At 65.0% G+C, this 24,454-nt stretch carries 17 protein-coding genes; 12 read left to right on the top strand and 5 right to left on the bottom strand.

The window, feature by feature from the left end:
• Positions 1-122: 122 nt before the first annotated feature.
• The 9 genes from AB5K84_RS06285 to AB5K84_RS06245 all read left to right on the top strand — a co-directional run bounded on the left by AB5K84_RS06285 (position 123) and on the right by AB5K84_RS06245 (position 12,880).
• Complete coding sequence (locus tag AB5K84_RS06285; protein WP_011090590.1) at positions 123-875, top strand: TetR/AcrR family transcriptional regulator; 753 nt, start codon at positions 123-125, stop codon at positions 873-875.
• Positions 876-895: 20 nt separating this feature from the next.
• Entirely contained in the window at positions 896-1,867 is a 972-nt protein-coding gene (locus AB5K84_RS06280) for an ABC transporter permease (RefSeq protein WP_011090591.1), read from the top strand.
• A 43-nt stretch (positions 1,868-1,910) separates the two neighbouring features.
• Complete coding sequence (locus AB5K84_RS06275; protein ID WP_011090592.1) at positions 1,911-2,927, top strand: sugar ABC transporter substrate-binding protein; 1,017 nt, start codon at positions 1,911-1,913, stop codon at positions 2,925-2,927.
• Between the two features lie 80 nt (positions 2,928-3,007).
• Positions 3,008-5,131, top strand: coding sequence for an ABC transporter permease (locus AB5K84_RS06270; RefSeq protein ID WP_011090593.1), 2,124 nt, complete (start codon positions 3,008-3,010; stop codon positions 5,129-5,131).
• Positions 5,128-6,225, top strand: coding sequence for a hypothetical protein (locus AB5K84_RS06265; protein WP_038966137.1), 1,098 nt, complete (start codon positions 5,128-5,130; stop codon positions 6,223-6,225). Before AB5K84_RS06270 ends, AB5K84_RS06265 begins: the two co-directional genes overlap by 4 nt.
• Positions 6,222-7,718 carry a sugar ABC transporter ATP-binding protein gene (locus tag AB5K84_RS06260; protein WP_011090595.1) on the top strand — a complete coding sequence of 499 codons (1,497 nt, stop codon included), beginning with the start codon at positions 6,222-6,224 and terminating at the stop codon, positions 7,716-7,718. The genes AB5K84_RS06265 and AB5K84_RS06260 overlap by 4 nt, the downstream gene beginning before the upstream one ends.
• 208 nt (positions 7,719-7,926) lie before the next feature.
• Positions 7,927-8,994, top strand: a complete 1,068-nt coding sequence (locus tag AB5K84_RS06255) for an HlyD family secretion protein (protein WP_038966136.1) — start codon at positions 7,927-7,929, stop codon at positions 8,992-8,994.
• Positions 8,991-11,765: a ribosome-associated ATPase/putative transporter RbbA gene (gene rbbA, locus AB5K84_RS06250; RefSeq protein ID WP_063921557.1), complete on the top strand. Its 2,775-nt coding sequence runs from the start codon at positions 8,991-8,993 to the stop codon at positions 11,763-11,765. Before AB5K84_RS06255 ends, rbbA begins: the two co-directional genes overlap by 4 nt.
• A 2-nt stretch (positions 11,766-11,767) precedes the next feature.
• Positions 11,768-12,880, top strand: coding sequence for an ABC transporter permease (locus AB5K84_RS06245; protein WP_011090598.1), 1,113 nt, complete (start codon positions 11,768-11,770; stop codon positions 12,878-12,880).
• Between the two features lie 33 nt (positions 12,881-12,913).
• Here AB5K84_RS06245 and AB5K84_RS06240 read toward each other — a convergent pair whose 3' ends face one another.
• The 3 genes from AB5K84_RS06240 to AB5K84_RS06230 all read right to left on the bottom strand — a co-directional run bounded on the left by AB5K84_RS06240 (position 12,914) and on the right by AB5K84_RS06230 (position 18,045).
• The gene (locus AB5K84_RS06240) at positions 12,914-13,402 is read right to left on the bottom strand and encodes a DUF2059 domain-containing protein (protein WP_028173764.1); all 489 of its coding nucleotides are present in this window, start codon (positions 13,400-13,402) and stop codon (positions 12,914-12,916) included.
• Between the two features lie 40 nt (positions 13,403-13,442).
• Positions 13,443-14,648, bottom strand: coding sequence for an OpgC domain-containing protein (locus tag AB5K84_RS06235; protein WP_011090600.1), 1,206 nt, complete (start codon positions 14,646-14,648; stop codon positions 13,443-13,445).
• A 340-nt stretch (positions 14,649-14,988) separates the two neighbouring features.
• Positions 14,989-18,045, bottom strand: coding sequence for an ATP-binding protein (locus AB5K84_RS06230; protein ID WP_011090601.1), 3,057 nt, complete (start codon positions 18,043-18,045; stop codon positions 14,989-14,991).
• 284 nt (positions 18,046-18,329) lie between these two features.
• On the opposite strand from AB5K84_RS06230, the gene AB5K84_RS06225 reads away from it, so the two are divergent.
• Both AB5K84_RS06225 and AB5K84_RS06220 read left to right on the top strand, forming a co-directional pair.
• On the top strand, positions 18,330-18,824 hold the full coding sequence (locus AB5K84_RS06225) for a hypothetical protein (protein ID WP_028173761.1): 495 nt from the start codon (positions 18,330-18,332) through the stop codon (positions 18,822-18,824).
• Between the two features lie 235 nt (positions 18,825-19,059).
• Positions 19,060-20,097 carry a thermonuclease family protein gene (locus AB5K84_RS06220; RefSeq protein WP_011090603.1) on the top strand — a complete coding sequence of 346 codons (1,038 nt, stop codon included), beginning with the start codon at positions 19,060-19,062 and terminating at the stop codon, positions 20,095-20,097.
• A gap of 114 nt (positions 20,098-20,211) precedes the next feature.
• Here AB5K84_RS06220 and AB5K84_RS06215 read toward each other — a convergent pair whose 3' ends face one another.
• Positions 20,212-20,964, bottom strand: a complete 753-nt coding sequence (locus AB5K84_RS06215) for an SDR family NAD(P)-dependent oxidoreductase (RefSeq protein ID WP_011090604.1) — start codon at positions 20,962-20,964, stop codon at positions 20,212-20,214.
• 95 nt (positions 20,965-21,059) lie between these two features.
• On the opposite strand from AB5K84_RS06215, the gene AB5K84_RS06210 reads away from it, so the two are divergent.
• Complete coding sequence (locus AB5K84_RS06210) at positions 21,060-21,371, top strand: ArsR/SmtB family transcription factor (RefSeq protein WP_011090605.1); 312 nt, start codon at positions 21,060-21,062, stop codon at positions 21,369-21,371.
• A gap of 9 nt (positions 21,372-21,380) precedes the next feature.
• Here AB5K84_RS06210 and AB5K84_RS06205 read toward each other — a convergent pair whose 3' ends face one another.
• Positions 21,381-24,344, bottom strand: a complete 2,964-nt coding sequence (locus AB5K84_RS06205) for an autotransporter family protein (RefSeq protein WP_011090606.1) — start codon at positions 24,342-24,344, stop codon at positions 21,381-21,383.
• Positions 24,345-24,454 lie beyond the last annotated feature (110 nt).

Raw genomic sequence — 24,454 nt, 5'->3', positions numbered from 1 at the left:
TTCTGGTCCGCCCCCTTTCCCGACGGCCACTCTCTGCGCTAGGAATGACGACAAGGGTGTAAAGCCCACGCCTGGATCAACAACAACGCCAAAAGACCCGGGAAGAAATTTGGGGAGGCAGCGTGAATCTCGCGCGCCGACGACCTTGGACGAACGCGTTCTCGACGGAAGCGCTGTGCACGCGCATTCTGGAACGTCACCGCGACTCAATCCGCGTCCAGAAGCCACGTCTTGCCGTCGCAAATCTCGCGCGTATCATCGGCGCAACCCTCACCCTCTCCAACAAGCAGGGCTTTCACGCCACCACGCTCCGCCAGCTCGCGGAGGCCTCCGGCCTCAGCATGGGCGGCCTCTATACGTATATCGACAGCAAGCCCAGGCTCCTGTCGATGATCCTCGGCGAGGTCGCGGCAACGGCGACCGAGGTTCTGACGGCGCCTCCCGACGACGTCAGGAATGACGCCCACAGGCACCTCGACTGGATCATCGCGACCCATATCCGCATGAGCGAGGCGATGCAGCCCTGGTTCGTCTTCGCCTTCATGGAGGCGAAGTCCTTTCCGCCGGCGGAACGTCAGCGCGCGATCGACATGGAAGCCATGACCGAGAAGATCATCGCCGACGTCCTCAGGCAGGGCGTCGCCAGTGGCGCCTTCACGATCGACCATGTCAGGCTCACGGCGTCGCTGATCAAGCCGCTGCTGCAGGACTGGTACGTCAAGCGCGCCAAGTACCGCAAACGCGGCACGTCGATCGACGGATACATCGATGGCGTCGGCAACTTCGTGAGCGCCGCCTTGTCGAGTGGCACCCGCGCCAACGGACGCTCGTCCGCCAGGGCACGCTCGCGGCCAAAGCAGATGGCGCACCCATAGTCCGCAGGAAGGGCCAGGCGATGAAGCGTTTCCGGTTCAATCAGCAAGAGATCGTCTTCGCCGTCTTCGCGCTGCTGTTCCTGGTATTCTCGATCTTCCTGCGCGGCTTTCTCACCCCGGAGAACATGCTGACGCTGCTCCAGAACGTCTCCGTGCTCGGCATCCTCGGCCTTGCCATGGCGATCGTCGTGATCGGACGCGGCATCGACATCTCGCTGATCGCCGCGCTCGCCGTGCCGCCGGGGCTGGTCTTGCAGATGGTGCAGAACGGCCACTCGCTGCCGGCCTCGCTCCTGACCGCCGTGCTGCTGACGATTGCCTTCGGACTCGTCAATGGCTGGCTGATCGCCTACGCCGAGGTTCCCTCGTTGTTCGCGACGCTCGCGACCGGCTTGCTCCTCGCCGGTCTCGGGCAGGCCGCATTGTTCCAGCTCGACGTCGTGCAGTGGAGCCCCGGCATGGACGGCTTCGAGCGGCTCGGACAGGGCACGATCCTCGGCATCCCGACGTCGATCATCATGTTCGCGATCGCCTGCATCGTGGTGGCTTTCCTGCTGCGCCAGACGCGCTGGGGCGCCTATATCTATGCGATCGGCGACAACCCTTTCGCCGCGCGCGTCACCGGCATTCCCTCCCGCCCGATCATCGTCCTGCAATATGTGATCGCCGCCCTGATCGGCTGCTTCGCCGGCCTCGTGTTGGCTGCATCCGTCAACTCGATGCCGACCCGCATCTTCAACTCCACGCTCATCTACGACGTCATTCTGGTCGTCGTGCTCGGCGGCATCGGGCTATCGGGCGGCCGCGGCGGCGTCCTGAACGTCGTGATCGGCACGCTCCTGATCGGCACGATGCTCAACGGCATGACCATCATGGACATCTCCTACGCCGGGCAGAATCTCATCAAGGGCGTGGTTCTGCTGCTCGCCGTCATCACCGATTCCTTCCTCAATCCGCGCAACGAGGAGACGGCGCAGCAGGGCGACATCTGACCGACCCAACGAGATAACGACAACCACAACCAAGGAGGAAGCAATGAAGCATCTCGGCAGCCCGACAAAGGCCATCGTTGCAGCACTGGGCCTTGCGGCCATGACCGCACCGGCTTTGGCCCAGCAGGGCCTGGACGAGCCGTTCCAGAAGCCGTTCAAGGAAGCGCTGGCCGGCAAGACCGTGGCCTATGTTCCGGTCGCGATGAACTTCGACCTCACCGAGGGCTGGTATGCCGGCCTGAAGAAGGAGCTCGAGCCGCTCGGCGTCAAGTTCGTGATCCGCGACGCCAACTGGAACACCAATGCCGGCGCGCAGGCCGTCACCTCGCTGATCTCGGAGAAGCCGGCGGTGATGGTGGTGCATAATCCGGACGTGCAGACCTATGCCAAATTGCTCCAGCGCGCCGAGAACGAAGGCATCTACGTCATCCAGATCAACATGGGCTCTGCCTATCGGAGCTCCGCCTTCGTCGGTGCCAACTGGGTCGAGATCGGCGAACGCCAGACCGAAGGCGTGGTCAAGGCCTGCGAGGGCAAATCGAACAAGATCGCGATCATCCAGGGCGCGCTGTCGGCGGCCGCCAGCGCCTATACGCTCAAAGGCGTCGAGAACGTGCTCGCCAAGCATCCCGAGATCAAGGTGGTGTCGAGCCAGGCCGCCGATTGGGACGCCGCCAAGGCCAAGGCGATCACGCAAACGGTGCTGAAGCAGAACCCCGATCTCTGCGGCATCGTCGGCTTCTGGGACGGCATGGATATCGGCACGGCGGCGGCCGTGAAGGAAGCCGGGCTCACCGGCAAGGTATTCCTGGCCACCTCGGGCGGCGGCGAACGCAAGGGCGCGTGCGAACTGGTGAAGTCGGGCGCGTTCGATCTCAACATGAGCTACGACGTGCCGACCCAGGCGGCACAGATGGCAGGCACGATCAAATGGCTGCTCTCGTCGGGCGTCAAGCCCGGCTCCGTCAAGGGCTCGGAATACACCACGCTGATTCCGATCACCAAGGAGAACGCCGACAGCCAGACCGCCTGCTGGAATCTCAGCGATCTCAAGAAATAGTTCGACGCTGACGCTCGAGGTTCCCTGGGCCATTGCGGTCTCGGGGACCTCGCTCCCAACATTTTCCATGCCCCGCTGGAATGCCGATGCGCGACACCCTGACAAGCCTGCGTTACCGCTACTGGCCCGATCATCTGCTCGGCGAAATCCTGTCCAAGCGATGGACCGAGACGGCCATCCCGGTCATCCTGCTGCTGATCGTCGGCCTCGCGCTCAGCCGGTCCATCGACAATTTCCTGTCGCCGGCGAGCCTTGCCGACACCGCGCGCCAGGCCGGAGAGATCGGCTTCATCGCGCTCGGGCTGGCGCTGGTCGTCATCGTCGGCGGCATCGATCTGTCCGTCGGTTCGATCTTCGCACTGACGGATTTCTGCGCGCTCTATCTGCTCGACGTGCTGGGCTGGCCGGTCCCGGCGGTGGTGGCCGCCACGCTGCTCTGCGGTGCGCTGCTCGGCGCCGTCAACGGCGTCCTGATCGGTTATCTGCGGCTGCGCGCCTTCATCACCACGCTGATCACCCTGATCATCTACCGCTCGGCCTACGACCTCCTGATCCAGCGCTACTCCAACGCCATCGCGTCGGCCTTCCCCGACATCCCGTCCTGGGACTTCATCGGCGGCGGCAGCATCTTCGGCATCCCGACCGTAGCGCTGGTCTATATCGTCATCGCCATCTTCGGCCATATCTTCATGACGCGGCTGCGGCCCGGCTGGCACATCACCGCGATCGGCGGCTCGCGCCGCTCGGCGTACAATTCCGGCATTCCCGTCCGTCGCACGATCGCGCTCTGCTACGTCGCAAGCGGCGTGCTGACCAGCATCGGCGCGCTGTTCTTCGCCTCCCGGCTCGGCACCGTCGGCGGCGACATCGGCGTCGGCCTCGAGGTGATCGTGCTGACCGCGACGGTGCTGGGCGGCATCACGCTCGGCGGCGGCAAGGGTTCGGTCGCCAAATCCGCGGTCGGGGTCCTGATCGTGCTCCTGATCACCAATGGTCTCACGACCATGAACGCGCGCGGCGGCGTCAACCGGATGGCGCTCGCCGGCATCCTGCTCGTCGCCGCGATGGTCGACATCCGCTGGCAGAAGAATCGGACGCGCATCATCAGCAAGGTCTACGTCGCCCCGACCTACCACGCGCTGCCGCCGCCTCCCCCGACCGAGATCGGGCAGGGCGGCCCGTTCGAGCAGAACGACAAGCTGCGCGATGTCGAATTGATCGGCCTTGGCCGCATCGAGGCGCCGGAGGACGTCATCCTCGATCGCCACGACAACCTCTATGCGGGCTCGCGCCACGGCGACATCATCCGCTTCCTCGCGCCCGACTATCAGAAGATGGAAGTATTCGCCCATATCGGCGGCCAGCCGCTCGGCATGGCCTTCGATCGCGAGGACAATCTCTACATCTGCATCGGCGGCATGGGGCTCTATCGCATCAAGCCCGATGGCACCGTGGAAAAGGCGACCGACGAGACCAACCGCAGCATGCGTTCGGTCAACGACGACAGCCGCCTTCGGCTCGCCGACGACCTCGACATCACCGACGACGGCCTCATTTTCTTCTCCGAGGCGACCGTGCGCTACGAGATGGACGAGTGGCCGATCGATGGCCTCGAGGCGCGGGGCAACGGCCGCATCATCTGTTACGACACCAGGACCGGCGCGACACGGACGGAATTGCGCGGCCTCAAATTTCCCAACGGCATCTGCGTGGCCAGCGACGGCCAGTCGATCCTGTTCGCCGAGACCTTTGGCTGCTCGATCAAGCGCTATTGGTTCGCAGGACCGAAGAAGGGCGCGGTCGAGGTGGTGATGGACAACCTCCCCGGCTACCCCGACAACATCAACCTCGCCTCCGACGGCAATTACTGGCTGGCGCTGGTCGGCATGCGCAGCCCTTCGCTCGACCTCGCCTGGAAGATGCCCGGCTTCCGGCGCCGCATGGCCAAGCGTGTGCCGGTCGACGAGTGGCTGTTCCCGAACATCAACACAGGCTGCGTTGTCAAGTTCAACGAGCAGGGCAAGATCCTCGAATCGTTCTGGGACCTGCGCGGCGAAAACCATCCGATGATCACCTCGATGCGCGAGCATCGCGGCTACCTCTATCTCGGCGGCATCGCCAACAACCGGATCGGCCGCTACAAGCTCGACAACGCCGATCCCGACTTCGTCCAGTATGACAAGCGGTGGGGGAAGCTGTCGTGATCGCAGCCGTCAGGGAATTCGCCAACCGCTTTCTCGGGCGCGGCGAAGCCACCATCACGGTGCCGTCCTTCGACGGTGCCTTGAAGCCCAACCAGAAGCTGGAAGCCGCCGACACCTTGCTGACGTGCGAGGCGCCGGAGGACCTCGCCACCGATGGCCGCAACCTCTTCATTGCGGACGGTCCGCGGCTGATGTGCCTGAATGGCGGCTCGCCCTCGGAGATCCGCACCTTCGATCGGCCGATCTCGGCGTTGTGTGTCCTTCCCGAAGGCGGCCTTGCCGTGGCGCTCGGGGGACGCGAGGTGCGCCTTTACGCAAGCCCTTCGGCCGAACAGCCAAGCGTGACGTTTGCCGACGCCGCCTTCAATGCCGTCAACGCGCTCGCGCCGGCGGGCGACAACACGCTGATTGCGACGGACGGCTCGGCGACATGCGGCGTCGACGACTGGGCGCGCGACCTGATGGAGCTGAACCGGAGCGGCCGCGTGTTCAGGCTGGATCCCGGCAGCAAATCCGTGACGGCGCTGGCCCAGGGGCTCGGCCATGCCTTCGGCGCCTGCGCGCATGGCAACGGCGTGCTTGTCAGCGAGAGCTGGCGCCACCGCCTCGTTCTGGTGACGCCGGGCGCATCGCCCCGGATCGTGCTCGCCCACCTGCCCGTCTATCCGTCGCGACTGACAAGAGCCGCGGGCGGCGGCTACTGGCTCACCGCCTTCACCGCGCGCACCCAGCTCATCGAGTTCGTGCTGCGTGAGCCGGCCTATCGCCGCCGCATGATGACGGAGATCGATCCGGCGTATTGGGTTGCCCCGCGCCTGCGCTCAGGCCTCTCGTTCAAGGAGCCGATGCAGGGCGCGCACATCAAGACCATGGGCGTCATCAAGCCGTGGGCGCCGCCGCGATCCTACGGACTCGTCATCCGTCTCAACCCCGATGGCCAGCCGCTCTATTCGCTGCACAGCCGGGTTGACGGCGTCAATCACGGAATCGTTGCGGCCATCGAGATGGGCGACGACCTCGTCCTGATCGCCAAGGGACCTGGCCGTGTCCTGCGACTGCCGCTGGCCGGCCTTGCCGAGGAGTTTTGCCAATGAGCGACATCATGCTCTCGCTGCGCAAGGCGACAAAACTCTACGCCGGCGTTCCCGCCATCGACGGGGTCGACTTCGACCTGCGCCGCGGCGAGATCCACGCGCTGGTCGGCGAGAACGGTGCCGGCAAGTCGACGCTCACCAAGGTCATGGCCGGCGTGGTGACGCTGACCTCGGGCGCCATGACGGTCGACGGCGCGGACGTCGCACCGAGGACGCCGCTGGAGGCACGCAATCTCGGCATCGCCATGGTGTTTCAGGAGAACAGCCTGGTGCCGACCATGACGGTGGCGCAGAATTTATTCCTCGGGCAGGAGAAGTTCTATAACCGCTTGCGCGGAATCTACATCGCCGCGCAGCAGTTTTTGCAATCGCTCAATTTTGACGTCACGCCGACCGCCACGGTCAGCGGTCTCGGCGCGGCCAAGAAGCAGATGGTGGAAATTGCGCGCGCGGTTCTGCACCGCGCCAAGGTCATCATCTTCGACGAGCCGACCGCGTCGTTGACGCCGGAGGAGAAGAAGTACTTCTTCGACCTCGTCCGCGACCTCAGGAAGCGCGGTGTCTCGATCGTCTTCATCTCACATGCCCTGGAAGAGGCCCTGCTGCTCGCCGACCGCATCACGGTCCTGCGCGACGGCAAGCATGTCGTGACCGACGACGCCGCCAAATTCGACCGCGCCGCGATCGTACAGGCCATGGTCGGCCGCGACCTGTCGAACACGCTCTACGGCGCACGCAAGCGCAGCGTGCGGCCGGCCGGCCCGCGCGTGCTCACGGTGCAGAATTTGAAGATGGCGCCGATGGTGAAGAACAATTCGCTGTCGGTGTTCGCAGGGCAGATCACCGGCGTATTCGGCCTCGTCGGGGCCGGCCGCACCGAGACGTTCAAGATCGTCTCCGGCGTGCTGAAGCGCGACTTCTTCCACGGCGGCGAGATCCTGCTGCACGACAAGCCGGTGCGCTACCGGGTGCCGGCGCCGGCGGTCAAGGCCGGCATCGCCTATGTCACCGAGGATCGCAAGGTCGAGGGCTTCTTCGAGACGTCCTCGATCGCGCGCAACATCTATCTCGGGCTTCTGTCGAAGTTTCCCAAGGGCCGCATGATGCTGTCGCGGCGGGAAACCGAGACCATCGGCAAGACCTGGATCGAGAAGCTCAGGGTTCGCGCCATCGGCGACCACGGCAAGGTGGTCGAGCTGTCCGGCGGCAATCAGCAGAAGGTCGTGATCGCCAAATCGCTGGTGCAGGAGCCCGACCTGATCATCTTCGACGAGCCGACCCGCGGCGTCGACGTCGGCGCCATCGTCGAGATCCACGAGCTGATCAACCAGCTGGCCGACGAGGGCAAGGCCGTCGTGGTCATCTCGTCCTATTTGCCCGAGATCATGGCGCTCTCCGACCGCATCCTGGTCTCACGCCAGGGCAAGGTCGTGGAGGAATTCTCCGCGCTGGACGCGACGGAAGAGAGGATCATGTACGCGGCGATCCACTAGGCGTCGCCAGAGCGCTCCGGGCCAGCCGACTGCCTGAACCTTGGGCAGAGGCAACGATCGCGCAATCTGATCTGCATCAAGTTGCGCTGCAACAATCGCGGCAATGTTGGACCAGCTTCGGCTGCGCGGCTTCCACCTCGGAGAGATCCGTAGCGGCCGGCCATTCGTGTCTCAACATGTGGGCGCCGCGGCGCGGCGTTATGAACAGATGAACTTCACTCCGGGCCGCGTCATCGCCGCGATCGCCATCCTGCTTGCAGGCGGCGGCTATTACTACTGGCAGCACCGCGATTCCAACACGCTGCCGGCAGGCTTTGCCCGCGGCAACGGCCGCATCGAAGCGGTCGAGATCGACATCGCCACCAAGACGCCTGGCCGGATTCGCGAAATCCTGGTCAACGAAGGTGATTTCGTGAACGCCGGCCAGGTTCTGGCGCGGATGGACACCGAGCAATTGCAGGCGCAGCGCCGCCAGGCCGAAGCGCAGCTCCAGCGCGCATCCATCAATGTCGAGACCGCGAAGAGCCTGGTGAACCAGCGCGAGGCCGAACGCAGGGCTGCGGAGGCCGTGGTCGACCAGCGCATCGCCCAGCTCGACACCGCCAGCCGCAAGCTCGATCGCTCCGAGCAATTGATCAGGACGAATGCGGTGTCGCAGCAGGTGCTGGACGACGACCGCTCGGCCAACGCCACGGCCAAGGCGGCGCTTGCCGCCTCCCAGGCCCAGGTCGCAGCCTCCGAGGCCGCGATCAGCTCCGCCCGCGCCATGGTGATCGATGCCGGCGCCTCGGTCGACGCCGCCAAGGCCGCGATCGAAAGCATCAACGCCGACCTCAACGACAGTGTGCTGAAGGCGCCGCGCGAAGGCCGCGTCCAGTATCGCGTGTCGCAGCCGGGCGAGGTGCTCGCGGCCGGCGGCCGCGTCCTCAACATGGTCGATCTCGGCGACGTCTACATGACATTCTTCCTGCCGACCGCGGATGCCGGCCGCGTCGCGATCGGCTCCGAGGTCCGCCTCGTGCTCGACGCCATCCCGCAATACGTGATCCCGGCCAAGGCCACCTTCGTCGCCGACGTCGCGCAATTCACGCCCAAGACCGTCGAGACCGAGGAGGAACGCCAGAAGCTGATGTTCCGCATCAAGGCGCATATCGCGCCCGAGCTGCTGCGCCAGCACATCGAGCATGTGAAGACCGGCCTGCCCGGCATGGCCTATGTGCAGCTCGATCCGGCCGCGCAATGGCCCCACAATCTCAAGATCAAAGTGACCCGATGAGCGCGACTGCCGCAGCCGACGCACCGGCCGGGCCCGGCAGCGTGGTGCATCTCGAAGGCGTAGGCCTGAGCTACGGCAAGACCCGCGCGCTGGATGGCATTACCCTCGACCTGCCGTCCGGCTGCATGATCGGATTGATCGGACCCGACGGCGTCGGCAAATCCAGCCTGCTCGCGCTGATCGCCGGCGCTCGCGAGATCCAGCAGGGACGCATCCATGTGCTTGGCGGCGACATGGCGAGCTCGCGCCATCGCCGTACGGTCTGCCCTGATATCGCCTATATGCCGCAGGGGCTGGGCAAGAATCTGTATCCAACGTTGTCGGTGTTCGAGAACATCGACTTCTTCGGCCGCTTGTTCGGACACGACAAGGCGGAACGAAGCAGACGGATCGCTGGCCTTTTGCGCGACACCGGGCTCACCCCCTTCGCCGACCGCCCGGCCGCAAAGCTCTCCGGCGGCATGAAGCAGAAGGTGGGCCTGTGCTGCGCCCTGATCCACGATCCCGAGTTGCTGATCCTGGACGAGCCGACCACCGGCGTCGATCCCTTGTCGCGGCGCCAGTTCTGGGAGCTGATCGCCTCGATCCGGAGCAGCCGGCCCGGCATGAGCGTGATCGTCTCGACCGCCTATATGGAGGAGGCCGCGCAGTTCGACTTCCTGATCGCGATGAACGCCGGCCGCGTGCTGGCGACGGGAACGCCTGCCGCGCTCAAGCGTCAGACCGGCGCCGACACGCTCGACGACGCCTTCATCCGCCTCTTGCCGGAGGCAGATCGCGGCAATCACACCGGCGTCGTCATCCCGCCGCGCAGCGCGGACCATGACGAGATCGCGATCGAGGCGGACCACCTGACCCGGAGCTTCAATGACTTCGTCGCTGTCGACGATGTCAGCTTCCGCATCAGGAAGGGCGAGATCTTCGGCTTCCTCGGTTCGAACGGATGCGGCAAGACCACGACCATGAAGATGCTCACCGGCCTGTTGCCCGTGAGCGAGGGCAATGCGCGACTGTTCGGCAATGCGATCGATGCCGGCGATATGTCCGTGCGCCGCCGCATCGGCTACATGTCGCAGGGCTTCTCGCTCTATTCGGAGCTGACGGTCGCCCAGAATCTCGATCTGCATGCGCGGCTGTTCGGGCTGCCGGCGGAGACTATCGCCGCGCGCATCCACGAGATGATCACCCGGTTCGATCTTGCGGAGGTGGCCGACGCCCTGCCCGACGCGCTGCCGCTCGGCCTGCGGCAGCGGCTGTCGCTGGCGGTCGCCATGATCCATGCGCCGGACATCCTCATTCTCGACGAGCCGACCTCCGGCGTCGATCCCGTCGCCCGCGACCGCTTCTGGCAGATTCTCGCCGAGCTCTCGCGCAAGGACAACGTCACCATCTTCGTCTCGACCCATTTCATGAACGAGGCCGAACGCTGCGACCGGATCTCGCTGATGCACGCGGGCAAGGTGCTGACGTCGGACACGCCTGCCGCGATCGTGGCCGCGCGCGGCACCGCCACGCTGGAGCAGGCCTTCATCGCCTGCCTCGAAGAGGCGATCGCTGACACGGCGGATGCAGCCGGCCCGCCTGCGGCCGCATCGCCCGCGCCGGCTGCGACCGCTACGCCGCCGCGCAAGCGCAGCAGCGCGACGTTCAATCCGATCCGCATGCTGGCCTATTCCCGGCGCGAGGCGCTCGAGCTGCGCCGCGACCCGATCCGCGCGACGCTCGCGATCCTCGGCAGTGTGCTGCTGCTGTTCGTGCTCGGCTACGGCATCAGCATGGACGTCGAGAACCTGACCTTCGCCGTGCTCGACCGCGACGACAGCGCCATCAGCCGCGACTACAGCCTGCAGATCGCGGGGTCGCGCTACTTCACCGAAAAGCCTCCGATCACGGATTACGCCGATCTCGACCGCCGCATGCGCGCCGGCGAGATTGGCCTCGCCATCGAGCTGCCGCCCGGCTTCGGCCGCGACGTCAGCCGCGGTCGCCATGTCGAGATCGGCGCCTGGGTCGACGGTGCCAACCCCACCCGCGCCGAAACGCTGCGCTCTTACGCCCAGGCGATCCACGCCACCTGGCTCGCGCAGAAGGGCCGCGAGCTCTATGGCGAGGCGGCGATCGCCGGTTCCTACAAGCTCGAGCTCCGCTACCGCTACAATCCCGACGTCAGAAGCGTCGTCGCCATGGCGCCCGGAATCATTCCGCTGCTCCTGATCATGATTCCGGCGGTGCTCGCCGCACTCGCGGTGGTGCGCGAGAAGGAGCTCGGCTCGATCGTCAATTTCTACGTGACGCCGGTGACGCGGCTGGAATTCCTGCTCGGCACGCAACTGCCCTATGTCGTGCTGGCATTCGGCAACTTCCTGCTCCTGGTCGGCTTCGCGCTCGCCGTCTTCGGCGTGCCCTTCACCGGCAGCTTTCCGACCTATGCGCTCGCCGCCCTGCTCTATGTCACCGCCACGACCGGCATGGGGCTGGTGATCTCGGCCTTCATGAACAGCCAGATCGCGGCGCTGTTCGGCACGGTGCTGATCACGCTGATCCCGGCCATCCAGTATTCCGGGCTGATCGATCCGGTTTCATCGCTCCAGGGCCTGGGCGCACTGGTCGGGCGGCTCTATCCCACCACCTATTTCGTCACGATCTCGCGCGGCACCTTCTCCAAGGGGCTCGGTTTCGAGACTCTCCACAACGATCTCCTGGCGCTCGCCGTCATGATCCCGGTGCTGGTGGCAGCCGGCACAATGCTGCTGAAGAAACAGGCCCGCTGACCATGCGCATCGACAACGTGCTTCAGCTCGGCATCAAGGAATTGCGCGGCCTCGTGCGCGACCCGATGCTGCTCGTGCTCATCGTCTACTCCTTCACGCTGGCGGTCTATGCAGGTGCCAAGGCACTGCCGGAAACGTTGAACCGCGCCGCGATCGCCATCGTCGACGAAGACCATTCGCCGATATCGACCCGCATCGAGATGGCGTTCACGCCACCCTACTTTTCCGAGCCGCGCCTGATCTCGCAATACGAGATGGACCGGCGGATGGACGCGGGTCTCGACACCTTCGCGCTCGACATACCGCCGGACTTCCAGCGCGACCTGCTGGCGCGGAGATCGCCCGCGATCCAGCTCAACGTCGATGCGACGCGGATCTCGCAGGCCTTCAACGGCGGCGGCTATGTCGAGCAGATCGTCAGCGCGGAGATCGCGGAATTTCTGGCGCACACGCGCAATGCACAGGCCGCACCGATCGAGCTGGCGCTGCGGGCGCGGTTCAACCCGGAACTGAAGAAGTCCTGGTTCGGCGCCATCGACCACGTGATCACCTCGATCACCATGCTCTCGATCATCCTGACCGGCGCAGCGCTGATCCGCGAGCGCGAGCACGGCACGATCGAGCACCTGCTGGTGATGCCGGTCACGCCACTGGAAATCATGGTGAGCAAGATCTGGTCGATGGGAGCGGTGGTGCTGATCGCCTCCGCCTTGTCGATCATCTTCGTGGTCAAGGGGTGGCTGGCGGTTACCATCGATGGCTCGGTGGCGCTGTTCCTCGTCGGCGCGGCGCTTCAGCTCTTCGCCACCACCAGCATGGGCATCTTCCTCGCCACCGTCGCCGGGTCGATGCCGCAGTTCGGGCTGCTGCTGATCATGATCCTGCTGCCGCTGCAGACCCTGTCGGGCAGCATGACGCCGCGGGAGAGCATGCCGCAATTCGTCCAGGACATCATGCTGGCGGCGCCCAACACGCATTTCGTGATGCTCGCGCAGGCGATCCTGTTCCGCGGCGCGGGCCTGGAGGCCGTCTGGCCGCAGCTCGTCGCGCTCACGCTGATCGGCGTCGTCTTCTTCCTGATCGCGCAGCGCCGGTTTCGCGCGTTTCTGGCCTAGGCACGACGCGCGGCCCGAGCGTATTGCCCGGCCTCAAAGCTTGTGCCCCTTCTGCCGCAGCGCCTCGATCAGGCGCTGCTTCAGCTCGTCGGCCGCCTTCTGACCGACGTCCTGGCCGATCTGCATGCTCGCCTGCGCCAGCGCATCCGACTTCTCCAGGAATTTTCGTCCCACGGGCTGGGCGTAGAACGCCTCGATCTGGCGCAGCTCATCGACGGTGAAGCTGGCGGCGTAGAGAGCCGCGATCTGATCGATCATCGAGGCGACGAACGGAGCATAGATCTCGGCGCCGGGCGCCGTCAGCGCATCATAGTCGCGCTCGATCTCCGGCCTGTCCTGGGCGACCACCGGCCTGAGCTTAAGCAGGAGCTGCGGCAGCAGCGCACGATACTGGTCCGCAATCTTCAGCGTGACGACGAGCTTGCGCGCCGCATTCATCGCCTCCGGCGGCGGCGCCTGCGCCGACGCGCCGCAGACCAGGAACAGGAGCGTGCCGGCGATCGTCAACAAACGTCTGGACATGAACCTCTCCGTGAGAAGGCGAGCTGGCGCCACGATGCTTTCAACGGCTCGCGGGCGCCCCGGCCGCGGCCGGAGCGCTTTCGGGCTCGGAATCCTCGACCTCCGTCACCTTCACGAACAGGCTGGGCACGCGTTCGGCACGATCGAGCAGCCAGGCGGCGCCGATCATGATGACGATGCCGACGATGGAGACGGCGAGCTGCTCCCAGACGCCCTTGGTGTATTGCGTCAGGATCCAGTGCGCGGAGAACGACAGGAACACCCCGAGGCAGAAGATCGGCAGCGAATGCTGGCCGCAGAGGATGACCGGGCGCAGCCAGGGTGTGTGCAGTGACCGCCATTTGCGCGAGATGAAATGGGTGACCCAGATCGCCAGCGCCAGGAAATGCGTGAAGCGCAGCATGTCGAGATCGGTCTTGTCGATCGGGTAGATCGCCTTGATCATCCATTTCGGGATCAGGGCCTCGAGCGCGGGAACGTGCCAGGTCATCACGATCAGGAGCGCGAAGGCGAGCCAGGCCGCCGCGAGCGTCATCGCCGCCTTCGACCACACCCATTTCGCGATCTTCCCGATCTGGCCGATGCCGCACCAGGCCGCGAACACGAACATCAGCTGCCAGCAGAACGGGTTGAAGTACCATTTCGTGCCGGGCGGATAGGAGGCGACGTTCCAGTCGAACCAGCGCGACAGCACATAGAGCACCACGGAGGCGGCGAGGGTCAGGTTCGGCCGCCGCACCAGGCACCAGACGATGAAGGGCGAGGCGAACACCAGCGCGATGTAGAGCGGCAGCACGTCGAGATTGACCGGCTTGTATTTCAGGACGATCGCCTGCCCGATCAGCTCGTCCGGATGCGACAGGAAGTTGAACACGTTGAACTCGTGCTCGTACATCGGATTGTCGAAGCGGCGCGCGGTGCGCGCGATCTGCGCCGTGAACAGCAGGAACAACATGATGTGGGCGACGTACATCTCGGCCGCGCGACGCCACAGCCGCTTGAGCGCGGCGAGAAACCAGCCGCCCGCGATGATCGGCCCGTAGATCCAGCCGACCAGGTAGCCGGAGATGAAGACGAAGAACTCGGCGGCGTCGCTGAAGCCGTAATTGCGCAGCGTCAGCCAGGCCACGACGTCGTGCGGGATGTGGTCGAGGAAGATCATCCACAGGCCGATGCCGCGGAAGAGATCGAGCCGCAGGTCGCGCTCGACCGGCGCCAACAGTGCTGACTGGTCCCGTGTGATCATGGCCCCGCCTCTTCCGGTGGGCGTCGCGCCGTGGCGGCGCCGACAAAATGCAATGCTAAAAAACGCGAATCAAAAGATCACCTGGCCCTGCGGCTAGCTTCCCGCCAACGGTAGCCGACCCAGGTGCCCGCGCAAGGGACTTCGTCATGACGGGCGGCGGGGACCACCGCCGGGCCGCGCCGAACCGGCGGCCATCCCACTAAAACATCGAAAACAACCCCATGCACAGTAGAAGTGGCACGATAAGCCATTGTGATTACTACAAAATAAAAACGATATGTCGGGCAAGAAAGTCACCCCGGCGGTACGATCGCACGGCAGGCGGATTGAGAGTGAGGGGTCAGGCGATCTCGTCGCCCCGGGCGAGCATCCCGGTCAGCATCGCCTCGGCCTTCTGCTTCAGCGGCAGCGCGCCGCTGTCGGAGGCGATCGCGATCGCCGCGCGCAGGGCGGCAAGGATCGCGGCCTTGTTCTCCTCGCTGGAGGGAGGCGTCACCACGGCTTCGCCGAACAGGGCTTCGGCCTCGAGGCCGGCAAACCCCTGCTGCCGCGCGGTGTTGCGCGCCTCGCGCAGCATGTTCTGCGCGGCCTGGACGTCGCCGAGCCGGCAGGTTGCCAGCGCCAGGTAGATCGAGCTGCGCAGCACCGCCGAGGTATAGCCGACCGCCTTCGCCTCCTCCCGCGCCTCGCCGAGCATGCCGCGCGCCCGGTCGAACAGACCCTGCTCGAGATAGGCGATGCCGAGGTGGCAGGCGAGCACCGGCACGAACAGCCGAATGCCATGCTTCTGCGCGAGGACGAAACCCTCTTCGAGGATGGCGGCGGCCGCCGCCGGATCGTTGCGGCCGAGCTTCAGCCACCCGCCGCTATAGGCCGCCGCGACGCGGTCGTAGGGACGGCCGGTCTCCTCCGCGATCGCCGCGGCCTGCTGCTGGAGCTGTTCGGCGGCATCGAGCTCGCCCATCACGGTGTGGGTGAAGCTCTTCATCATGCAGCAGAGGAGGAGCGTGTATTTTGGGGGCGTACCGAAGGGCGCGCTTGCCTCCGGTCCCATGAGATTAGCGCGGCCTCGCGCCAACGTCTGCTCCGCTTCGCGATATCGACCGGCGAGAAAATAGGCCTGTCCCAGATTGTATTGTGCAAGGTTGCGCCAACCCGGGTTGCCTGACTTCTCGGCGAGGCCAACGACCTCCCGGCCGAGCGCAACCGCTTCAGTTGGCGTTCCGTAGAAATTCTGTCCACCCGCCATGACGGTCATGGCGGCGACCTTTCTTCCGATGTCGTCAATTCCACTGGCCCGGCGTTCGGCCTCTTTTCCGAGATCGATCCACTCGGCAACCTGACCGGACCAGATGAATGCCATTCGCGCCTCCATCCGGAGGTCAATTGCATCTGCCTCCCGCGAAGGAGTCATCGGTGTTTTGTCGAGCGAACTCATCGCGATCCCGAAATAGTCGACCGCATCGGCATATGCCGAGCGCACAAGACATTTCCGCGCGGCCCCCCTCCCGTACCCGAACGCTTTCAGCCAATCCTTCGCGCGCATTGCGTGGTAGCAAAGCGTGTCAGGACCGTCGCTCCATGTCTCGTCGCTTTCGAAGGCCGCAAGAATTCGCGCATGTATATTTTCGCGCACCTTTTCGACCATCGACTCGTAGGTCACTTGGCGGACCATCTCGTGCTGGAACTCGATCGAGTCCTCAAGTTCACTATCGATCCTGACGAGGAGCTCGGCTCGGTCGAGCGCTCCAAGGCAATCCTGGAAGACGTCTTCGGGCAGCGCCGCGACGTTCCGCAGCATCATCACGCTTGAGCGCGGCCCCAGCGCCGCCGCTATTTGGAGAACCGAGCGCTCCTGCCTTGAAATGCGATCGAGCCGCGCCGCAATCACGCCCTGAATGCTGGTGGGGATGCCGAGCTCATCAATGGGTCGAACGAGCGCAAGGTCACCCCACTGACCGCGAAGCGTGCCACTATCTTTCAGTCCGCGGCAGACTTCCTCGAGAAACAGGGGAACGTTGGCCGTATGAGAGATGATACGGTTCTTCAAATCGGTGTTCGTCGCCGACGGTCCGAGCATATCGGCCAACATGGCCAATCCCGAATCGTCATCCAGGGGGCGCATTGCAATCACTTCCGCGTGGCAGCGCGCGATCCACTCAGGCATGCCGTTCGGCCTGCTCGTGAGAAAAACCATCAGGTTGGGGCTCTGCAACGACGCGATTGCAGCAACAACCGCATCGCTGGCTCGGTCGATCCAGTGCAGGTCCTCGATGAGAAGAACGGTGCGCTGCTGGAAGGCCAAGCCTTGAACGATGGCGCAACTTGCATCGGAAATGGCGCGCGCGCGCGCGTAAGGCTCCAACTCGCTCCAGCGAGGATCCTCGACCGGAATATCCAATATGGAATCGATCGCGAGTTGATGGATTGCCTGCAACTCCTGTCGGATGTCGACCAGACTATCCGAATCTCTGGCGGTAACTTCGGAGATCGAAAGTATAATGCGCTTGAGCGCGCTGAACGGCACGCCCTGAAGGTTCGGGCTGCACTCGGCGTCGATCAACCGCCAGCCATCGGCCTTGAGCTCCTGGGCGAACTCATGTGCGAGCCGCGATTTTCCGATGCCTGCATCGCCGATCAGAAGGACCGTCTGCCGGCTTGCACTGGACCTCTCCGCGGCGCGTCCCAACAGGGCCCGCTCGGTCGTTCGATCGACAAACCGCGAAACGCTCCGCGCACGTCGCACCCGCCAGCTTGAAAGGTCGCTCGCTCCGACGACACGGTAGACCGGCAGCGGCTCGTTGAAGCCGCGCAGCACCTTGAGGCCCAGGGATTCGAATCGGACATGTCCATCCGCGAGTTTCTGGCAGGCTTCCGACACGTAGATCTGATTGGCCTCGGCCGCTGCCTCCAGCCGCGCGGCAAGATGCTGAGCGGCGCCTCCGATCTCGTAGACCTTGGAAAACTCGCTGGCGACCATATAGGCGACGACGTGCCCCGAATGGAGGCCGACCCGAACCTGAAGTCCGGGATCCCCAAGACGGCCAACGCGCCGGACAAGCTCGATGGCCGCATGGCAGGCCAGCGGCGCATGGTTGTCGTCGGCGATCGGGGCACCAAAGACCGCGGCCAAGCCGTCCCCCAACTCCTTGCTGACGATGCCGCCAAACTGGCGTACCGCGCCCCTCATGGCCGCCAGCGCAGGCTCCAGGCGCGAGACGGCCTCCTCCGGCTCCAGTTCGGCAACAAGCCCTGTGGAGTCGATGACGTCGGCTCGGAGAATTGTCACAAACCGCCGCTCGCTGTCGGGATCAGCACGCCGACGTACCGCCGCCCCACACTTGGAGCACCAGCTATCGTCGGGATCAATCGCCGACTGACACGCGAAGCAATGCATTCCTGCGCCTTCAAGGATCGCGGCGTCGCTGTCGTCCAGCGCCCGCGAGCAACTCGTGGTAAGAATACCTATCAAGAACCGCTTAGCAATCGGACTTGCCCATCGCCGTTTAGCGGGGCACGGTGCGGTTGGCGATCTGGACGAAACACAGTCCTGAGTGGTAGCGTACGCAAATCCCAGCAAAGATGGGGCATATATCGGCGAGGCCAGGTTGGCAAAACTAACCGGCGTCGTGGAGCTGTATGTATTTTCGCAAAGCCAAGGACATATTGAGGGAAAAGACGATGGGGTCGAGAACTTACACCGGGGCTTCATTCAAAGATTTGATGAACGACAATTATTTCCCTCTGGAAAACATGCAGAGGAGCGTGGACATCCTCAAGGCGTCGCCGGACATCCATCTACCGACCCTGGAGTACGGCCAGTACCACCTGATCCTGACGCCGGCGGACAAATGGCCGGACGGGAGTGCGGCGTACTGGCACAAGGAGAAGGGCCGGGCTCGCGTCGACCTCACCACGCAGCTGAATACGGTCCCGCTGTCCAAGGACGAGCCCGGCGTGATCCCGCTGACGCGATGCGCGCTGCTCGATGCCTGCGTGCGGAAATGCTTCAATTCCGAGCCGCCGATCCCGATGAAGACGAATATCATCACCCACGCGGCGAGCGACGCCTATGCCGACCGGCACGAAATCCGGCTGGAGTGGGAGTACGACAATGGTGAGGACCAGGCGCCGACGTTGCTCCACCTGACGATGGTCTGTCCGTACCGACCCTGATTCCGAGCGGGAGCAGCGCGGAGGCTTCCGCACCAATCGAAGGTGGTCCGTCGTCGCCACAGCATACGTTGCGCGACGGACCAATCATGCCCCGCCCGCTCGGCCCGAAGGCCGCGGCGCACTGTCTCGCTGCCGCCCCGTCATGGGCCTGTCGCACGAAAATGATCCGCTCCAGCTGTGCGCGTGCGAGTCGCCTGCTTGAGGCAACCGTCGCGTCCGTTGACAGGAGCGGCCGATGCCGGTGGGACTGCTGGAGGTCGAAGGCACGATCGAGGTCAGCCAGTTCTGGCCGGAGGGGAGGTCTGACGCCGACACCACCAAGGTCGTGGTGAACGTCGCGCCCGATGCGATCCGCTTCCGCAAGAACGACACCTCGCCGTTCCAGCCGACCCATGTCTTCGACAACGCTAAGGTCAAGGGCCGGACCAACACGGCGCCGATCAAGAACGGCAAGCTGACCGTGCGCCTTCAGGGCATCGACGCGCCGGAGCTGCACTATCAGCCGTCGCCGCTGTCGCCGGCCGAGAAGAAGGGCCTGGCGGATGCCAAGCGGCAGGCCTATCACGAGGTCACTCATCCTTACCGGCAATTCCTCGGCGCGACGTCGAGCAAGGCGCTGCATGATTTCCTCAGCCGTGCCGGCGAGGCGACGCTGGCCTGCCGGGTGTTCACCCATGTCGATGCGCCGAACGAGGTGTTCGACACCTATGGACGGCTGGTCGGCGACATCGAGGTGGCGGTCACGAACAAGACGGTCGACATCAACCACTGGCTGGTCGAGCAGGGCTTTGCCTATCCGACGTTCTACTCCTCGATGAACGACGACGAGATCAAGGCCTTCCTCGTGCTCGCCAAGGCCGCGCGGACGAAGAAACTGCCGGTCTGGAAACATCTCGCCAAAACCGTTCCGGCCTTCGACTTCGACCTGCGCGAGCCCAAGAAGAACGAGACCGACGTGCTCGCGACCGACAAGGGCCCGGTGATCCTGCCAAAACTCTACCGCCGCCAGACCAACTGGTCGGCGCGCAAGAAGGCGAAGGTGACCAGCCAGACCTTCCAGAAATTCCTGGGTGAAGGGTCAGGCGGCAAGCCGGACACCTGCTACGAGATCGACGACTTCCTGACCAACGGCGTTCACTCGGCGACGCCGCGGAATTTTGCGGAGTTCGTCGAGGGCGGGAAGACCATCAAGTTTCAGCCGGAGGGGCTGGTGTTCGGCGAGGCGCCGTCGAGCCTGGTCGGGGCGGACAACAAGTCCATCCTCCATTTCTGAGGCCTGCCTGTCGCCAAACAAAATGGCCCGCGTCGCGCGGGCCATTTTCTCATCCAAAGCTGCGAAGTCCGAACTTGGCCTTCAGCGACGTCGGACCGCCAGAGCGCCTGCTCGTTAGCGAAGGCCGCCGGTGACGTGAAGTGTCTCGCCGGTGACGTAGGACGCGTCGTCCGATGCGAAGAAGGCCACCGCGGCAGCGATCTCCTCGACCTTGCCGATGCGGCCAAGCGGGGTGGTGGATTCGATCCAGTTGCGCATGTCGCCCTCGTGCAGGCCGGCCGACACGACGCCTTCGGTGGCGATCATGCCTGGATTGACGGCGTTGACGCGAATCTTGCGCGGCGCGAGCTCCTTCGACAGCACGGAGGAGATCGCATCCACCGAGGCTTTGGTCGCAGTGTAGACGGCGGTGTTCGCCGGCGCGATGGTCGATACGCCGGAGCTGATGTTGATGATACTTCCGCCGTTGGCGTTGAAGTGCTTCGCCGCTTCACCCGAGACCAGCAGCAGGCCAAGCACATTGAGGTCGAAATGCTTGTGGAAATGCTCGGGCGTGATGGCCTCGAGCGGGGCGAACTCGTAGACGCCCGCGTTGTTGACGAGGATGTCGATCGCGCCGAACGCCTTCACGGTCTCCGCGACGACGCTCTTCACGTCCTTGGCGTCGGCCAGGTTGCCATGGACCGCGACGGCTTTACCCCCCTTGGCGATGATGGCGGCGACCACGCGGTCGGCGGCCTGCTTGCTGGAGCTGTAATTGACGGCAACCGCCGCCCCCTCAGCCGCAAGCCGGGCGGAGATTTCGGCACCAATGCCTTTGGATGCGCCGGTCACGAGCGCTACTTTGCCTTCCAGTCTCTTGGTCATCGCATGTCTTCCGTTGTTCGGCGGGATGCCGATATTCAATAGTTCAATACTAGTGAACTATTGAATGAGTTCAAGGGGCATGCTATATTTTGGGCATGGTGCAGTTCGTTCACCCTTCGCGCGACGAGATTACGCTGGCCGGAGTGCTCGGAGCCCTCGCGGATCCCATGCGGCTGCGGATCGTCAAAAGCCTGGTCGCGCAGAACGCTTGCATGTCGTGTACCGAGGCGGCGCCTTGCCCTGACATGGCGAAATCGACCCTGTCGAACCATTTTCGCATTCTGCGGGAGGCCGGCCTGATCCGGACGTCAAAGCAAGGTGTCCAGCACCGCAACGTGTTGCGCGAGGAGGACATCAATGCGCGGTTTCCGAAACTGCTGAAAATGATCCTGAGCTATCCGGACTGAGTGTCGCCACTACCAGGCATAGCGGATGATGCCCTTGCCGGCGTAGCTGCTTGTGACGTTCGAAAACTCGCCCTCGAAGGTAGCGCCGAACGAGACGCCGCCGCGCCATTTCACCTCGGCCGAGGCCGTGACGAGCGCGGAGTCGCGCGCCTGCGCCGCGCCGTTGACCACGAATGATGCGCCCGGGAGCGCCTGGAAGGTGGCCGCGATAGCGCGATCGGGATCGAAGTCGTGCGCCCAGGCGGCGCGGCCGCGCAAGACCAGGACGGCATCGCTCAGCGCAAACGACCTGTCCGCGCGCAGACCGAGCTCGCTGCGCGTGTCGGTGACGCTCCGCGAACCGTAACTCAGGGCGAAGGCATTGCTGCCCGCGAGCACCTGTTCGGCATAGGCCGGCAGATCGAAGATGGTCGACTGGCCGGCGGCGTAAGGCGTGAGCCCCATCCACGGCGTCACGAAGCGATAGCCGGCCTCGACGCGGCCGGAATAGGCGTTGGCGTTGAAGCGGGCCCGCAACTGATCGCTGCCGGCGATGGTGACGGTGCGGGTGGTGGTAATGTCCTGCCAGCCATACGCCAGCGCGGCGGAGACGTAGGCCGCGCCGACGCCGTGGCGAAGGAAGGCGCCGGCCTGAAACAAATCCGACCGGCCGCTGCCGCCGTTGGCGACGCCAAAGCTCGTGCCGCCGCCGGCCAGCGCGAAGCCGGCGACGGTGTCGGGTGAAAAGCGATAATCGGCGCCGACCGCCGTGCCGGCGATGCGACTGGTCGCCGTGTTCGATCCCATCGTGGCATTGCCGTCGGTGGTCTGCGAACCGCCATAGCCCGCGGCCCATACGCCCCAGCGTTGCATTACGATGTCGGACGCCGCCGGGGCCTTGCGGGAGAGCGCGGCATAGGCGTCGCGCTCCGCGGCGGAACGTCCGCGACCGGTGGAGGCGTAGGCACGGAAGCCATCCTCGTCGGCGAATTGCGACGCACCGGCCGGCGACGATCCGCCATCGCCCCGGCCGGCCAGGAACGGATCGGTGAGGACGCCGATGAACTGCGTCATCGCGTCGAACGTGGTCTGCTGCGACCCGGTCGCAGTTTCGCCGGAGGCTTGCGTCAGGCCCGCTTGCGACAGCGTGCCGTACACGGCGGGAATGCCGCCGGTGAGGTTGAAGAAAGTCGACAACGCATTTCCGACATTCTGCTGATTGACGTTGAGCCCGCCGGGAATGGAAAAGTTCAGCGCCAGATCGAGATAGGCATTGTTGGCATCATAGCTCAGGCTGGTGTGAAAGGTGGCCGGCAGGTTGGTATCGACCAGCGCGCCGAACGTGCCGGTCAACCCGCCGCCGGCATTGACGATCGTGTATTGCTTCGCCACGTAGCTGCCGGCCGCGAACACGGCACTGACGGTGGCCCCGCCCAGGGTCGCGGTGCCGGTCACGTTGACGCGATCGGCATTGGCGGGCGAGACCTCGACCACGTAAGTCGACGGCGCCGTGAAGACGAGATTGCCGTTCACGGTCAAAAGGCCGATCGAATTGCCCGGCGCCAGCACGCCGCCATTGATCGTAGTGTTGCCGACCGTGCCGTTGCCGCCGAGCGTGCCGCCGCTGTTGACGGTGGTCAGCGACGCCGAGGCGAGCGAGCCGTTGACGGAGAGAATGCCGGCATCGACGCTGACCGCGCCTGTGAATGAACTCGATCCCGTCAGCGTCCAGTTGCTGCTGCCGGCCTTCACGAAGCTGCCGAAGCCGCGGTACTGGGCGGAGTCGCCGAGCGTCGACAGGTCGAACGAGCTGTTGGCGGCTCCGCCCAGCCGGAGCGTGTCGGCGTAGCTGAAGGCCATTACGTTGCCGGTGACGGTCGACCCGGCCTGAAGCTCCAGACTGTTGACGCCGCCGGTGAATGTGATGGCGTTGGCACGGGCCCCCGTGCCGGCATTTCCGAGCCCGCCGCTGATGATCCCCGCATTCTGCACGACGAGGCCGGCGCCGCTGATTCCCGCGCCGCCGGCGACGGGCGGAAAAAAGGTCGGATACCTGGGATCACCTTGGGGGCCACCGGTGCCTCCCGAAATCATGCCGGTATTGATGACGATGCCCCCGGCCGCGAGAACAAGACCATCGCCGCCGCCGCCGCCGCTTCCAGAACCGATTGCGCTTCCGCCGCCAGAACCGCCGCTTCCTCCCGTGATCGAACCGGCATTGGTCACGGTTGCAGTGGTGCCGACGACGACACCCTTTCCACCTCCACCGGCGCCGCCATTGCCATCGGCGGAAGTTGTGCCTGCATCGCCGCCCGAACCACCCCTGATGAAGACGCCGGCATTGACCTGCAGATCGCCGCCGGACAGGTACAAGCCATCGCCGCCGCCACCGCCCCCGCCGGCCGACCCGTTGTAGGGGCCAAGACCGCCTGCTCCGCCATTTCCGCCGGTCAGGTTGACCACCGCGGCGTAGTTGCCGCTGACGGTCGCGGCCCGGCCACCACCCCCGCCGCCGCCCCCGGCGTTGATGCCCCCCTGGAATCCACCCCCGCCTCCGCTGCCGCTGCCGCCGCCACCGCCGCCTGAATAACCCGCGCCCCCGGTTCCTCCGCCTGGCGCAACGTTGTTTCCGGCTGCGCCCCCGTACGGACCGCTTCCCGCAGTGTCCGGGCCACCGCCGCTTGCGCCATTCCCCGCTGCATTCCCGTCGCCCGCCAGACCACCGGCGCCGCCGGCTCCGGGGACACTGTCGGAGTAGGCGCTGCCAGTGCCGCCGTTGCCGCCGACCAGTTGCGCATGCGCCGGCATCATTTGCGCCGCAAGGCCGACAAGAACACCGACGCTCGCAAGCAGAGCCCTGCGCAACAGCCATCCAAGGCCGGCGCATCGCGAAGGCGCCGGCGTGCGCGGACCGGAGCGATGCCGGTCGCGCGACGGGTCGATCTCATCGGGAGAAAGCGGCAAGGACCTGTTGTTCATCATCATCTGCGACATCAAGGAGGAGGCCGCCCGCGATCAGTGCAGGCCGGCGGCGCGAAGATCCGTAACAGGTCGCCCGCCGCCGTGATGTGCCGTGTGTCTCACGCGCGGATTCCGACGGACGG

Source organism: Bradyrhizobium sp. 1200_D9_N1_1 (assembly GCF_052075915.1).
GTDB classification, from domain to species: domain Bacteria; phylum Pseudomonadota; class Alphaproteobacteria; order Rhizobiales; family Xanthobacteraceae; genus Bradyrhizobium; species Bradyrhizobium diazoefficiens.
The sequence above is the reverse complement of the archived record's forward strand: the minus strand, read 5'-3'. Positions and strand labels throughout refer to the sequence as shown.

What these genes read in the sequence shown, in the direction of transcription:
- AB5K84_RS06280 (WP_011090591.1), top strand. Translation starts at nt 896, where the DNA reads ATGAAGCGTTTCCGGTTCAATCAGCAAGAGATCGTCTTCGCCGTCTTC.
- AB5K84_RS06275 (WP_011090592.1), top strand. Translation starts at nt 1,911, where the DNA reads ATGAAGCATCTCGGCAGCCCGACAAAGGCCATCGTTGCAGCACTGGGC.
- AB5K84_RS06270 (WP_011090593.1), top strand. Translation starts at nt 3,008, where the DNA reads ATGCCGATGCGCGACACCCTGACAAGCCTGCGTTACCGCTACTGGCCC.
- AB5K84_RS06260 (WP_011090595.1), top strand. Translation starts at nt 6,222, where the DNA reads ATGAGCGACATCATGCTCTCGCTGCGCAAGGCGACAAAACTCTACGCC.
- AB5K84_RS06255 (WP_038966136.1), top strand. Translation starts at nt 7,927, where the DNA reads ATGAACTTCACTCCGGGCCGCGTCATCGCCGCGATCGCCATCCTGCTT.
- rbbA (WP_063921557.1), top strand. Translation starts at nt 8,991, where the DNA reads ATGAGCGCGACTGCCGCAGCCGACGCACCGGCCGGGCCCGGCAGCGTG.
- AB5K84_RS06245 (WP_011090598.1), top strand. Translation starts at nt 11,768, where the DNA reads ATGCGCATCGACAACGTGCTTCAGCTCGGCATCAAGGAATTGCGCGGC.
- AB5K84_RS06240 (WP_028173764.1), bottom strand. Translation starts at nt 13,402, where the DNA reads ATGTCCAGACGTTTGTTGACGATCGCCGGCACGCTCCTGTTCCTGGTC.
- AB5K84_RS06235 (WP_011090600.1), bottom strand. Translation starts at nt 14,648, where the DNA reads ATGATCACACGGGACCAGTCAGCACTGTTGGCGCCGGTCGAGCGCGAC.
- AB5K84_RS06230 (WP_011090601.1), bottom strand. Translation starts at nt 18,045, where the DNA reads ATGCATTGCTTCGCGTGTCAGTCGGCGATTGATCCCGACGATAGCTGG.
- AB5K84_RS06225 (WP_028173761.1), top strand. Translation starts at nt 18,330, where the DNA reads ATGGGGTCGAGAACTTACACCGGGGCTTCATTCAAAGATTTGATGAAC.
- AB5K84_RS06220 (WP_011090603.1), top strand. Translation starts at nt 19,060, where the DNA reads ATGCCGGTGGGACTGCTGGAGGTCGAAGGCACGATCGAGGTCAGCCAG.
- AB5K84_RS06215 (WP_011090604.1), bottom strand. Translation starts at nt 20,964, where the DNA reads ATGACCAAGAGACTGGAAGGCAAAGTAGCGCTCGTGACCGGCGCATCC.
- AB5K84_RS06210 (WP_011090605.1), top strand. Translation starts at nt 21,060, where the DNA reads ATGGTGCAGTTCGTTCACCCTTCGCGCGACGAGATTACGCTGGCCGGA.
- AB5K84_RS06205 (WP_011090606.1), bottom strand. Translation starts at nt 24,344, where the DNA reads ATGTCGCAGATGATGATGAACAACAGGTCCTTGCCGCTTTCTCCCGAT.